The sequence below is a fragment of the Candidatus Bathyarchaeota archaeon genome, from assembly GCA_018396705.1.
Classification (GTDB): Archaea; Thermoproteota; Bathyarchaeia; order Bathyarchaeales; family Bathycorpusculaceae; genus DRVP01.
On the sequence record JAGTQZ010000004.1, the window covers coordinates 440,286 to 454,876 of the forward strand.

The window sequence follows — 14,591 nt, forward strand, 5'->3', positions numbered from 1 at the left end:
CTATAATAATGTTTGCCAACAAACTCTTTTTGTGAGTTGATAAGCTTTTTGCCTGCTATGTTTTTATATGGCTTTTTGTTACTAAGTATTTCTGCTGGGGTTTATGCATGTCGAGTTCTGCCGTTGTCAGCTTGCGGGTTGCCGAGGCTCGCAGTCGTGATGTTGGTAGAGGAATAGCTAGACTTGACCATGAAGTTATGGAAAAGTTAGGTTTAACTCCAGGAGATGTTGTTGAAATTTCTGGTAAACGTAAGACCGTGGCTATTTGCTGGCCCGGTTACAGCGAAGATGCTGGTAAGGGGATTATTCGTATAGACGGTTACACACGGAATAATGCGGGCGTGAGCATAGACGAAAAAGTTACTGTGCGGAAGGTTGAAGCCAAAAAAGCTGCAAAAATAACGCTTACACCAACAGAACCTTTGCGAATAGAGGGCGCTGAAGATTATTTAGCCCAGCTTTTGGAGGGACGCGTCGTCACGAGGGGAGATTACATTCCTGTTGGAATCATGGGTAGAAAAGTGGACTTGATGGTTACAAGCGTTCAGCCTCCAACTCCTGCTGTAATAATAACGGCTGATACGCAAATAGTCATTGGTGAAAAACCAGCCGCAGCGGTGCGGGAAGTTCCACGAGTAACATATGAAGACATTGGCGGGCTCCAAGAGGAAATTCGAAAGATCAGGGAGATGGTGGAACTCCCACTGAAATATCCGGAGCTTTTCGAAAGGCTTGGTGTTGACGCTCCCAAAGGGGTTCTTCTGTACGGGCCGCCGGGAACTGGTAAGACTTTGCTGGCTAAAGCTGTGGCGAACGAAACTAATGCAGCTTTCTTCAGTATAAGCGGCCCCGAAATAATGAGCAAGTTTTACGGCGAAAGCGAGGAACGCCTAAGAGAAATCTTTAGACAAGCCGAGGAAAATGCGCCCAGCATAATATTCATTGACGAAATAGACGCCATTGCACCAAAAAGGGAAGAAGTTACAGGCGAAGTGGAGAAAAGAGTTGTATCGCAACTTTTGGCTTTAATGGATGGTTTGAAACCCCGCGGCAGAGTAGTTGTAATAGGCGCTACAAACAGACCGAACGCCATAGACCCTGCCCTTCGAAGGCCTGGAAGATTTGACCGTGAAATCGAGATCGGCGTTCCGAACAAACAGGGTCGCCTCGAAATACTGCAGATTCACACGCGTGGCATGCCTCTGGCTGAAGACGTGGACTTAGAGAAGATAGCAAGCGTTACTCATGGATTTGTGGGCGCTGATCTTGAAGCTTTATGCAAGGAGGCTGCTATGCGGGCACTGCGCAGGATACTGCCCCAAATAGACTTTGAAAAGGAGACGATTCCAGCTGAGATACTAAACAAGATAACGGTTACAATGAACGACTTTATGGAAGCCTTGAAGGATGTGGAGCCCTCAGCCATGAGGGAAGTCCTCGTTGAAGTGCCTACAGTCAAATGGGAAGACATTGGCGGCTTAGCGGACGTTAAACTTGAACTTCAAGAGGCGGTGGAGTGGCCGCTGAAATATCCAGAAGTCTTTGAACATTTAGACGCCAAACCACCCAAAGGAATACTTCTCTACGGACCACCCGGAACTGGTAAAACATTGCTGGCGAAGGCTGTAGCCAACGAAAGCGAGGCCAACTTCATAAGCGTAAAAGGTCCAGAACTACTGTCAAAGTGGGTTGGCGAGTCTGAAAGAGCTGTAAGAGAAATATTCAGAAAAGCCAAACAAGCTGCGCCCAGCATAATATTCTTTGACGAAATCGACTCCATAGCACCCGTAAGGGGCGGAGGATACGGCGACTCCCACGTAACTGAACGCGTTATAAGTCAACTGCTAACCGAAATGGACGGGCTTGAAGAGTTAAGAGGCGTTGTCATTATAGCTGCCACAAACAGGCCTGACATAGTTGACCCAGCGCTTCTAAGACCTGGAAGATTCGACAAGCTTTTATATGTGCCACTTCCAGACCTCGAAGCTAGAAAAGAGATTCTTAAAATTCACCTCAAGAAAAAACCCCTAGCCGAAGACATTAGCATAGATGACCTTGCCAAAAGAACGGAGGGCTATACCGGCGCTGATTTGGCGGCTATTTGCAACACGGCAGTCATGCTAGCCATAAGAGAACACATAATGGAAAACAAAAACCCAGAAGAAGCAAAGAAAGGTCTTAAAAACTTGAAAATACACAAGCGCCACTTCGAAGAAGCATTGAAAAAAGTTAAACCCATCTCGCAAAGAGAACTGGAAATGTACAAGCGGATTTCAGAAGAATTTGCCTCAAAAACAAAATAACGACTTCGTGGTTTAGAGTTTAGAACATCTTGAAAGGCGAAAATAGTAAAGCTTTTAACCACAGAACTATGCAAATACTAATCTTCGTGAGGGAATACTATTGGGCGGTGAAGATTTTGAGGTAAGGCGGATCATATGTCACAATGGTATGGGCGGATGTTTTGAACATTGCGGTTTAATAGCATATATCGACAGGAAGACCGGCAAACTTGTTAAAGTGGAGGGAAACCCAGATCACCCTTTAAGCAGAGGTTTCATGTGCCTAGGTCGAAGAAAAGCCGCTGAAACTAAAAATTGGCCAGCATCTCTACTCTATCATCCAAACCAACTCTTGTATCCATTAAAACGGGTCGGTGAAAGAGGGGAGGGCAAATGGCAACGTATATCTTACGAGCAAGCGTTAGATGAGATTGCGGCTAAACTAAAAGAACTAAAGGAAAAATATGGACCTGAATGTCTTGGTTTCATAGAGGGAACTTATCGGTCAGATGCGTTTTTGGTGCGAGCGCGGTTTTCCAATGCTTGGGGGAATCCTGGGAACTATACATCACCTGGTACAGTTTGCCATCATAACAATTGGGCGCTGGAGCAGATGATGATCGGCGCGTGTATAGAGACAACTCCGTTAATTTCTGATAAAACTAGGTTGCTGGTTTCTATAGGTTTTAATTTCGCTGAGGCATTACCCCGTACTTGGCACATAATAAAAACACAATTTAGGAGAAACCTCAAGCTGGTGGTGGTTGATCCTAGAGTTACCGAAACTGTAAGAGAGGGCGATATCCATTTACAAATAAGACCTGCAACCGATGGAGCTTTAGTTCTCTCATGGATTAAGACATTGATTGATAATGAAATGTATGATAAAGAGTTCTTAAAAGAATGGACTAACGCACCATTCCTTGTGAGGACTGATTTAAGAAAACTTTTGAGAGAAAGCGACATCATCGCAAACGGTTCCAAAGAAAATTTTGTGGTATGGAACGAGAAAACCAACGAAGTTGCTGTCTGGAAATCTAGAAGTTTTGAATATAACCCTAAAGACACTGTTCCAACACTAACTGGAACTTATAAAGTAAGACTGTCAAGTGGGAGAGAAGTTGAATGTAAAACTGTATGGCAAATGTTCATTGAACGAGTGAACAAGTACACTCCGGAGTATGTTGAAAAGATCACATGGATCCCTGCAGAAAAAATTGTTGAAACCGCTAAGCTCCTTTGGGAGAATAGGCCTGGAGGTATAGCTAAAGGAGTAGCTCCCTGCCAAACTGGAAGTGACAACAGGTGGCACATTGCGCTTGTTACACTAATTCTCATGCTGGGGAATCTAGACGTTGATGGAGGACAAGTTTTAGGTAGACATAAACCTGGACCTGTGATAAACGGGAGGCCATTCCGAGAAAGTATTTTTGAACTACAAGAGATTGTTAAACCGGAGGTTAAGAAAAAACAGCTTGGCTATGACGAATTTAGACTGTCTTCTTGGCTCGCTTTTGACATGCATAACGAACATTACAAAAGGGTTTGGGGTGTACCTCAAGCACAAGCAAGCCACACATTTGGAAGTCCATGGTCAACATTTGTGCGAGCAGTGCTGGAAGGGAAACCATATCCGTTGAAAGCTATTATTGTTTGGGGCGGGAACCCCATGATGTGGGCCCCCAACACTAAAAAGGTATATAAAGTGCTTAAAAGCCCAAACTTAGAGTTATTAGTCGTACTGGACCACTGGATGACTCCCACAGCTGCTCTTGCAGATTACGTAATACCCGTGGCTTGTAAATCGCTTGAACACTCATATGCATGCAACTTTGAAGATACATTTGATGTTCTCTGGGTCGGAGAAAGAGCGGTTAAACCTCTTGGTGAGAGGCGAAGCGACTTCGAGTTTTTCAAGGATCTTGCTGATAGATTGGGAGTTGGTGAATATATTCCTTGGAAGGATGTAGAAGAATATGAAAAAACCAAGCTTCAAGAGGTGTTTGGCCTATCGCTTGAAGAGGGAGCACAGTTAGGTGCATTATTCTCAAACACACCGGGGTACTTACCAACAGAATATCGCAGTTACGCCTACATCGAACCAAAGACTGGCAAACCAAGGGGTTTCGCAACACCAAGCGGAAAAGCTGAAATATGGAGCAGTATCATCGAAGAGCTAGGGTATGATCCATTACCCGAATACATAGAGCCACCAGAAAGTCCAATAAGCACCCCTGAAGTGGCAAAAGAGTATCCTCTAATACTCACAACTGGTGGAAGATTTCAGCCGATGTTTCACGGAGAAAACAGACAATGGGGTATAGGTTTTCGAGAACAGCATCCTTGGCCGGTTTGTGACATCCATTATGAGACAGCTCGTGAGCTTGGAATCATAGATGGGGACTGGGTTTGGATAGAAACTAGAAGAGGACGAATACTCCAAAAGGCAAAAGTTGGGCCTCACATTCATCCAAAGGTGGTGAATGTTCAAGCATCTTGGTGGTATCCAGAACTTCCACCAGAAGAACCATGGCTTTGTGGGGCTTTCATATCCAATGCTAACGTCCTCACACTTGACGACTCTGATACATTATGTCCCATGTATGGGAACTGGTGGAACAGAGGCCTCCTTTGTAAGGTATATAAAGCTAAGCCTGAAGACCTTCAAATGCTACCTTTTATTAAGCCCTAACTTAATCTCTAACAATCACCCCATTATTTTGTGTTTAAGTTGAGAAATCATAAGAAAATAAAAGTCTTCGGAGTTGCATTTGATCCCGACGAATATATAGGTGCCATAGAAAGGCAGTACTACCTTGCTTTACTGAAAAGTGGAATCGACTATATTAAGGAAATTTCCGATCCATATGACTTAATGATGCCTTATATTTGCGAAATATATAAGCCTAATACAGTAATCAAACTGGGCAAGGTGCCTGTTGAGTCTTGGTTGTCGCCAAAACCCGAGTTGGATGATGAAGTTCTCGTTAATACCGAAAACTACTCTGCATTCATAGATGCAAATGGATGCAGAGAATATGTTGACCTTGTGAAAGATTTTGTTCAAAAAATAACAGATGAAAATACTGTTCCATTAATGATAGGCATAGACCACTCAATGACTGGAGGAATGCTTAAAGCCTTGTCGGAAATATATGGTGTTGAAAATATTTCTGTAATAATCTTAGACTCTCATTTCGATGCTATTCAGACTTCCGCACGCTATAAACTTTTTACCTTTTTAAAAAGAAAGAACTCGCCCCTCTTTTACCCCGACAGTTTCTATTTAAGTACAAGTCTGTATGATCCGTTAGCCTTTAAAAGACCAGACTCTTACAACAAGGGGACTTTCCTTTACTATCTGATAAAGGAGAGAACAATATTGCCGACAAATTTATGGGTCGTGGGCGTTCAAGATTATCCGGTTGAAGACTTGCTAGCACAAAAAGACTCTCTCATCCAAAGTTATGTGAATGCATATCTAAATTTGGAAAATGAAGGTGTAAATATAGTCACAAATGAAATAGTAAAATCAAAAACTTTCAAAAGTGTAATAGAAAAATTGTCAACTAAGTTTGTATATATTTCGCTCGATGTCGATATAGGTTGTGGGTCGGCGATAACCTTGACACGGTGCTTACCTCATGAAAGAGGCCTTAGTGAACCCGAACTTTATAGACTTGCTAGGACTATAGGAAAGATTATAAAAGGAGACAAAAAGTTTCTTGTGGGTTTAGACGTGATGGAGCTTGATATCCACTACTTCAAACCGGGCGATAAAACACCTACAATAGTTGCCAATATTCTTAAGTATTTTTGGGGGGACAAGTCATAGGTGCTTTAGAGTTCATCCTATTTTTCTATGTTTGAAGAACCCGTTAGCTTCTTCATGACCATGAGAAGTGTAACTTATTATTTAAACAGCTAGTTCACAGTTCCTGAAGAGTTTTCCAGTCAAGGTTTACTTTTCATGAGCAGCAGAAACCATGCAAAAACTTATATGTAAACTACCTCAAAATGCTTCGAAATGTTGTGAGGTGTGTTGCGTTGAGTTCACCAAAACTACTCTACCGTATGATTGAAGAAATCGTCGGGGAAGGTAATGTAAGCGACGATCCGGCTATATTAGCCGCCTATTACCAAGAGATAGGTGTTGCTGGCTCTTCCTTTCCTTCAGAGCGGCCAACTCTTGTTGTTATGCCTAAAACTACTGAAGAAGTTGCAGCCGTTGTGAAACTTTGTAATCGATATGGCGTCAAGTTTTCTTGTTTTGTGACTATGGCTCCGATGTGTCTTGAACCCGGAATGGTGCTGTTTGATCTCAAAAGAATGGATAGGATAATTGAGATAAACGAGAAAGATATGTACGCCATCGTTGAGCCTGGCGTTACACGTGCTGCCCTTGCAATTGAATGCTTTAAAAAAGGGTTGCAGTATGCTGCGGCTAGCGTTGTGGGTTCAGCTTTAGTGGGAGCTGTGCCAAAAGGTATTGAGGGGCATGGTTATATGGCTAACCGCTTTTCTGATGGTCGCCGGCACGCATTGGCTGTTGAATGGGTCTTGCCATCTGGAGACATTTTAAGGTTGGGCTCCCTACATACCAGCGATAACTGGTTCTGTCCTACGGGACCAGGTCCAGGCTTAGATGGTCTGCTAACACGGGCTGGTATGGGTATAGTAACTAAAGTAGCGATAAAATTATATCCATGGTGGGGCCCAAGGGAGCTTCACGTTGAAACTTTGAAGAATCCCAGAACAGGAGCAATAGCATATAGAACGAAGCTACCAGAAGATAAGTTCAAGCTTCTGCTTTTCCAGATGCCAGGCGTGGAAGAATTGGGATGGGAAGAGAGTTTGAGGAAACTAGGTGAAGCTTTATACGAGATTAGTAAGGCTGAGGTAGGAACGGCGGTTTTTAAACTTTTTAACTTTCCAATAATCATTGAAGGGCGTAGTACCATGGAAGAGGCTTGGGAAGCATACGTTCAAGGTTTTTTCCAACGGGAAACTTCCAGATGTATAGTTGTGTTTATAGAGGCGTGTTGTCGTGAAGATTTGAGATATCAAGAAAATGTTGTAAGGCAAATCATTGCTGAGTTTGGTGGTAAAGAGGCTCCTAAGGAGTTCTATGATGATGGATGGGAGATTGGAAAGTGTATACAACTGGATCTTCCAACAACCAGTATATTATTGGGAATATCAAGCTGCAGGGCTCAAAAGACAAGCGGATTTGCGACTACCGCCTGCGGTGTCGATTCAATAGACACGATGGTCAAGTGGGGTATGGGTATCCCAAGCATTAGGAAAGAATTTGTTGAAAAGGGTTTGATTATGGACACTTTCGACAGCTACTGGATCGTCCCAACAGAATACGGCCACATGGCCGTGACTGAAAACCTTATTTTCGGCGACACAACAGTGCCTGAATCCGCGGGAGCCATGGTTTCTTACGTAAGCAAGATGACTGAAAGAAATTTAAAGGAGAGATTTCCTGACGTAATGTTTCGCTTCTTTATGTTCAACGATGACGATGTTAAAAGGCTTGGTCCGTTATACTCTAATTTCCATATATGGCAGATGAAAATCAAGAAAGCTTTGGATCCTAATTTGGTAGCTAACCCCAAATACTATGTAATACCTGAAAATAGCTTTTAGGAGGGAGTTGAAGTGTCCAGCTTAGAATATGAAATCTTGAAGAAAAAACTGGCCGAAATAGTTTGCCCTGAAAATGTTGTAGATAGCGTTGAAGCTCTGAATGAGTTTGCAAAAGATCACAGTTTCGTTAAACCGGTTAAGCCCTTATGTATCGTTTATCCTCGAACAAAAGAAGAAGTTAAAGAGATAATAAGAATTGCTAATGAATATAAAATCCCAATAGTTCCAGTGAGTTCTGGATCACCACATTTCCGTGGGGACACTGTTCCAAGGGAGGGCGGAATAATCATAAACCTAAGCAAAATGAAGAGAATCTTAAAAATTGACACAAGAAATAGAGCCGTGCGCATTGAGCCGGGTGTAACTTTTGGTGAGCTGGTTCCGGAACTAGAAAAATATGGTTTAAAACTTAACATGCCCTTTCTTCCACGTGCTTCAAAATCAGTGGTCACAAGTTACTTGGAAAGAGAGCCGCCTATGATGCCAAAATATCAATTTGACTACGTAGACCCGATGCTTACCATGGAAGTCGTGTTTGGAACAGGTGACGAATTCAGAACTGGTACAGCTTCAGGCCCAGGTTCTCCAGAGGAGATAAATGCGGACATGGTTAACCCGTTTGGTCCAGGAGACGTTAAATATTTTAAACTGTTATCAGGTTCTCACGGTACATTCGGCATTGTTACATGGGCTATGGTGAAAGTTGAGGTAATGCCTAAGCTTCGAAAACTGTATTTCATACCATTTGAAAGGAGTGAAGACGTGGTGGAACCGATGAACAAACTTTTGAGGTATGGAGTTATGGGAAGCGTCGCAGACGAAATCTTAGCGTTAAATAACTTTAACTTGGCGCTCATTCTGGCTGAGAAATGGCCAGAAGAGTTTGAAGCACTAAGGAAAAGCTTACCTCCATGGGTGATGATTATATGTATTGGAGGTTATCGACTGGCGGAGGAACGATTAAAAGTCCAAGAGAAATGTTTAATGGAAATAGCTCAAGAGTTTGCACTTGAACCGACGCAATACTTACTTGGAGCTTATGGGAAAGAAAAAACGGTTCTCGATTTGCTGTCTAAACCTTGGGATAAAGAACCATACTGGAAACTGAGGTATAAGGGCTCCTGTTGTGAAATATTTTTCCTTTCACCTCCAAGCAAAGCATCCCACCTCATCAGGGTTTTTCAAGAGACTGCAGTAAACCATGGATATTCAATGAGAGAGATAGGTGGATACTTGCAACCCATCGTTCAAGGACACGCGTACCACATAGAGTTTGATGTTCCATACGACCCATCAGATTCAAAAGAGGTTGAGGAAACTCAAAAATTCCTCGTCAATGCGAGCGAAACCTTGATGAAAGCAGGTGGTTTCTTTAGCAGGGTATATGGTCCATGGGCTTCAATGATGTATAGCAATTATTCCGAGGGTGTTGATATTCTCAGAAAACTTAAAAATATATTTGATCCTAACCGTGTTCTGAATCCCGGTGCCTTAGCCATATTTTAAAGGAGGAAGTTGCAGATGGGACTAGACAAATATAAACGCGATATGATGTGCTGCACTCGTTGTGGTTTCTGTAAAGTGATATTTGGCCCTATGCAAAAAAGCTGGAGATTTAACTCAGCGTGCCCGATACATAAGAAATACGGGTTTGACGCTTATTCAGGACAGGGACTTTTGAATATTGCATATAAAATGCTTGAGGGAAAATTGGAAACTTCTAAAAAGCTACCTGAGGTTGTGTACTCTTGTACAACATGTGGATATTGTGACTATGCTTGCAAATGGGTGCATGCAAATGCGGAAGTGCTTGATACAATACTAGAACTCAGGGCAAAAATGGTTGATGATGGAAAGGGACCTTTACCTCAACATAAGAGAATGGCTGAGAACGTCATAAAATATAAGAATGTTTACGGCAAGCCTCATGAAGAAAGATTCAAGTGGATGTATGATGACATAAAGCCAGCCAAGTCGAGCAATAATGAAGGTTTAGTTTATTTTGTGGGCTGTACGACAGCTTATCTAAAGCCGGAGATAGCTAAAGCAACAGTAAAAATATTGAAAGCTGCAGAAATAGACTTCACCGTGCTCGGGCCCGAAGAATACTGTTGTGGCGCACATTTATGGAGAACAGGACAAAGAGACATCGCTAAAGAAGTAATGGTCCACAACATTGAGGCAGTCAAACGTTTAGGGGCGAAAACCATGCTGGTTAGTTGCGCTCACTGCTATGGAACCTTTAAGAGAGAGTATCCAAAAGTTGTTGACAAACTTAGTTTTGATGTAGTTCACACAAGTGAGCTTATAAAAAGACTTCTAAATGAAGGGAAGCTAAGTCTAAGTAATAAGATTGACTTGAAAGTCACGTATCACGACCCATGTCTACTTGGAAGACTTGGAGAAACTTATATTCCATGGGAAGGTGAAATCAAAATGTTTGGTATTCATGTGCCTCCCAAAACCTGGCTCTTCGGATCTAACGGTGTTTACGATCCTCCAAGGGAGGTTTTAAAGGCTATACCCGGAATAGACCTTGTTGAAATGGAGCGAATTAGAGAATATGCATGGTGTTGTGGCGGAGGTACAGAAGTATCACAGGTATTTCCAGAACTTGCCACATTCGCAGCTGAAGAGAGAATCAACGAGGCAAAAACAACAGCGGCTGAAGCAATAGTCTCTTGCTGTCCGCATTGTGCTATAAATTTCAACAGAGCTATAACCAAAAATAAGGACAAAATAAAATATTACGACCTAGTAGAACTTGTATTAAAAGCGATCAGTTGAAAACAGTTAGTCAAACTGGAAATGACAAAAAGAAATTTTTTGGATCATAACATATTCCATGCATGTTCTACTTAACATGGACGATGAGAATAAGGATGATAAATGGTGTTGAAAATTTTAGCTCCCGTAGATAAAGTTGAAGAGGTAACACAAATAATCGAGGCAGGGGCGGACGAACTTTATTGTGGTCTCTTATCACGTGAATTTCTGAAAAAATATACAATAGCGGCTATAAACAGGAGACCATCCCCGGCATGTAACTTTAAGTCTTTTGAAGAACTAAAAGAAGCTGTAAGGATCGCCCATTCTTATGGTGTTCCAGTTGCCTTGACAATAAACGAGCACTACTATACCGAGGACATGTATCCCCTTTTGCGTGACTTCGTAGAAAAGTGTGTTGACGCTGATGTTGACTCTTTTATCATTTCGGATCTTGGTCTTTTGTTATGGTTACGTGACCTCAATGTTGGGGTTAAGCTAAGCATTAGCACAGGAGGAGTGGCGCTTAATTCCGAATCTATTAAATTCTATCAAGAGTTGGGTGCTTCGAGAATACAGTTGCCGAGGCACCTCACGTTGAAGGAGATACGAGATATTCACAAAGAAATATCCTGTGTGGAGACAGGTGTTTTTATTTTGAACTCAAAATGTGCGAATATCGATGGATTCTGCACTTTTTTGCATTTCACTTTTTCGGATCCCGCTTATAATAACGCTTGCATGTTACCCTATGAGATTTATGTTGAATCGTCTGAAGATGATGAAAAGCGAGTAATCGCTGGAGTGAGGCAGCAAGTGTGGCAAAGGTTTCACATAGACGATAGACCATGTGGTGCGTGTGCGCTTTATGAGTTTAATGAGATAGGTCTAACTTACGTCAAAATTGTAGGACGTGGTTATCCAACCTCCAAGAAGATTATAGACGTAAAATTCATCCGCTCACTATTAAACACTCTGAGCAAAAATCCGTCAAGGAGGGAGTTCAGAGACATTGCTCGAAACCTTTACACTTCAACTTATGGGCGTCAATGCCGGGTCATAATGTGTTATTATCCTGAAGTGATTTTAAATGGAACAAGCAGTTTATATAACAAAAACCAGTGAACTAGCAAAACTAGCAAGTATATCTTACCAGTTTTCCAGGTTATATTTTGGCAATGAATTTTGTGAACGTCTTATACCAAGACTCGAGGATTTAAGGGAAATACTCGATTTTGTTTCGAAAAGCAAGCTGCATTTCACTTTTGTAACACCTTACGTTACTAATGAGGGACTTAGAAATTTAGAGAAGCTGCTTGACTACATAATAAGGAGAAAACCCGGCTGCGAGGTTGTTTTTAACGATTATGGAGTATTAAGAGTCCTTTTAAATAGATATAGAGACGGATTGAAACCAGTTATGGGACGATTGCTCAATAAGATGAAACGAGGGCCTAGGCTAATGAATCTTATAGACATCTTGCCAGAAACAACCATCAAATATTTTAAAGGTGCAAGCATCGACACCCAAGTCTTCCAAGATTTCCTCCTAAAAAATAGGATAAATCGTGTGGAACTTGACAATCTACTTCAAGGCATCGAGCTAAACCTAAAAAATGGTATTTCCGCATCACTTTACATTCCCTACGGATATGTCACCACAACTCGTGCCTGTCTTGCAATTAACTGTGATGTGCTTGGAAAAGAGGATGAGATAGGCGTTTTCCCATGCAATAAGGAATGCCAAAAATACGTTTTCTACATAAGGAGCAAAGCGATGCCAACTGTGCTTATACGTAAAGGTAACACAATATTTTTTAGAAACGATAAGATTCCTGAAAATTTAGAAAAAATTGGTGTGGACAGAATGGTCTTAGAGCCTAACATACCATTATAAACGCCGTGACAATCTGAAAGCGTCCGTGGCTTTGTATTATTTTCAGAAAGACGGCATAACTTCCTTTGCAAATTTTCTTATAGCTTCTATATATTTTCCATTTGATAATGGAGGAGTGAGTGGAATTTCAACAACATAGTATTGGCAACCAGCTTCTACATACTTTTCTAGCATGTTTATATCGTCGGTTACTTTGTCAGTTATCCAGCCTAAAAGGGCAAACGTGAACTTATCTAAGCTTCTGCTATATTTTTTTAAATGTTCCTTAATCGTTATCACTGCTTGTCTATACCTTTCGGGGTCCGGATATCCCGGCCCGGCTCTGTGAGGGAACCAAGCATCAAAATACTTGGCGGTGATTTTTAGCATACGAGGACCTAAGCCTCCTGACCATAAGGGAGGTCTAGGCCTTTGTTTGGGTTTAGGTAAAAGGACTGCATCCTTCAGCTTGTAATATTTTCCGATAAATGTTACCTTATCCTCAGTCCAAAGTTTAATCATTATTTGCAAGCCTTCCAGAAATCTTTCAACCCTTTCTTTGGGTTCACCTAAATACCCTTGGGGAGAATAATTAATGAACTCGTCTGGAAACAACCCCACACCTAATCCGGCGATAACTCTACCCTCAGATAATAAGTCGACGGTAGCTATCACTTTTGCCAGTTGACTTGGAAGCCAACGGGGTAAAGGACTAACACATGTTCCAATTTTAACGGTTTTTGTTTTTGCAGCAATGTATGAGAGGGTTGACCAAGCATCCATTAGTTGGTCGGAGGGAAAGTCTGGCACTGGTAGATTATAATGGTCAGGAATAAATATGGCATCATATCCGCAGTTTTCAGCTTCTTGAATCCACTTATCAAACTCCTTAACTTCTTTCCACCACAAAAAAGGCGATGGAGATACACCAAACTTCATACTCTCACCCACAAGTTAGCTTAGTTTTAAGGCTTGTTTTCCTCTTTTGAAAGGGTTTCCTTAAAGTTTTTATGTTTCACCTCTCCATATACGAGGATAATACATTATTTAAGTTTCAACGCCTTTTTTTCTTCCGTTGTTAGACTTGCTTTAAATTCGTCTAGTTTGATTTTGCCTTTATCTGTAGTATAGGCTTTTCCCTCTTTAACCTTTATGTAGCCGACGAGTTCGAGCTCCTCAACTAACGCTTGAACCAAAACTGGAGATAGTGGAGGATAAATTTCTTCCCTCTCTTCCTTCGTAAATTCATCAAGTATTTTATTGACTTCAATTCCAGGCTTTTGCATTACTTTATATAGTATTACCATTTCGCGTCTGAAGTATGGGACATCGTGGCCAGTATCAGATAAGTCAAATGGTTCCACCTTAAAAACTGCGGATGTTCTGGTATCAGGACATAGCACTGTTATATCTTTCATGACTATTCTTTCGTTGACGGGAGGCCATTGAAAAGCGTTAGGCGGCTGGAGGGATGCTACATGATATGGCGGCTCCACGATTTTTTCCTTTACAACTTTAAAACCTAGGCCATCATATTTCTTCATGCTGGGGTCAAAAATGCTAAGGGAAGCATACCAAAAAGGCGCATAATACATTGGATCCTTATATCTTGGACCGGCGTAGCGGAGGGCGTGCATCACTGGAATGAGGAGAGGCAATACGTCTGGGCAAACCCTTCCAATGAGCTTTTCTCCGTCCCAAATTATTTCGTCGCCAATTTTATGAAGGAAGTGGCACGGGTACTTTTTGGTATCACCTAGAAAATTCACCAAAGTTGCCTTAACTTTAAACGGCAAACATAATCACCCTTAACTCGTAGGATAATTCTACATTTAATACTTTCGGTCAATTAGGCACAAGTCTTATATATCTGATCACAACTCCAAACCCCATCGGGGTTTATATGAATAGAAAAGGCGTTGCTTTCCGTTTGAAGGTGCTTTTGGTGGCGATCGTAATAATCGTCGCTGCTATCGTCGGCGTCTTAGTATATCTTTACACAACTCCCGGAG

General features: G+C 41.8%; 10 protein-coding genes. 8 read left to right on the forward strand and 2 right to left on the reverse strand.

Annotation, left to right across the window (positions count from 1 at the left end; genetic code table 11):
• Positions 1 to 107 precede the first annotated feature (107 nt).
• The 8 genes from KEJ24_06225 (at position 108) to KEJ24_06260 (ending at position 12,600) form a co-directional block, all read left to right on the forward strand.
• A complete protein-coding gene (locus KEJ24_06225) occupies positions 108 to 2,303 on the forward strand; it encodes a CDC48 family AAA ATPase (GenBank protein ID MBS7647412.1) in 2,196 nt (731 codons plus the stop codon).
• 100 nt (positions 2,304 to 2,403) lie between these two features.
• A complete protein-coding gene (locus tag KEJ24_06230; protein MBS7647413.1) occupies positions 2,404 to 4,974 on the forward strand; it encodes a molybdopterin-dependent oxidoreductase in 2,571 nt (856 codons plus the stop codon).
• A 39-nt stretch (positions 4,975 to 5,013) separates the two neighbouring features.
• A complete protein-coding gene (locus KEJ24_06235; GenBank protein MBS7647414.1) occupies positions 5,014 to 6,117 on the forward strand; it encodes an arginase family protein in 1,104 nt (367 codons plus the stop codon).
• A 212-nt stretch (positions 6,118 to 6,329) separates the two neighbouring features.
• A complete protein-coding gene (locus KEJ24_06240; GenBank protein ID MBS7647415.1) occupies positions 6,330 to 7,937 on the forward strand; it encodes an FAD-binding oxidoreductase in 1,608 nt (535 codons plus the stop codon).
• A 12-nt stretch (positions 7,938 to 7,949) separates the two neighbouring features.
• Complete coding sequence (locus KEJ24_06245) at positions 7,950 to 9,443, forward strand: FAD-binding oxidoreductase (protein ID MBS7647416.1); 1,494 nt, start codon at positions 7,950 to 7,952, stop codon at positions 9,441 to 9,443.
• Between the two features lie 90 nt (positions 9,444 to 9,533).
• On the forward strand, positions 9,534 to 10,724 hold the full coding sequence (locus KEJ24_06250) for a (Fe-S)-binding protein (protein ID MBS7647417.1): 1,191 nt from the start codon (positions 9,534 to 9,536) through the stop codon (positions 10,722 to 10,724).
• A gap of 102 nt (positions 10,725 to 10,826) precedes the next feature.
• On the forward strand, positions 10,827 to 11,828 hold the full coding sequence (locus KEJ24_06255) for a U32 family peptidase (GenBank protein ID MBS7647418.1): 1,002 nt from the start codon (positions 10,827 to 10,829) through the stop codon (positions 11,826 to 11,828).
• On the forward strand, positions 11,794 to 12,600 hold the full coding sequence (locus KEJ24_06260; protein ID MBS7647419.1) for a hypothetical protein: 807 nt from the start codon (positions 11,794 to 11,796) through the stop codon (positions 12,598 to 12,600). The genes KEJ24_06255 and KEJ24_06260 overlap by 35 nt, the downstream gene beginning before the upstream one ends.
• Positions 12,601 to 12,642: 42 nt before the next feature.
• Here KEJ24_06260 and KEJ24_06265 read toward each other — a convergent pair whose 3' ends face one another.
• Positions 12,643 to 13,518 carry an LLM class flavin-dependent oxidoreductase gene (locus tag KEJ24_06265; protein MBS7647420.1) on the reverse strand — a complete coding sequence of 292 codons (876 nt, stop codon included), beginning with the start codon at positions 13,516 to 13,518 and terminating at the stop codon, positions 12,643 to 12,645.
• Positions 13,519 to 13,622: 104 nt separating this feature from the next.
• On the reverse strand, positions 13,623 to 14,375 hold the full coding sequence (locus KEJ24_06270; GenBank protein MBS7647421.1) for a TIGR04076 family protein: 753 nt from the start codon (positions 14,373 to 14,375) through the stop codon (positions 13,623 to 13,625).
• Positions 14,376 to 14,591: the final 216 nt, after the last annotated feature.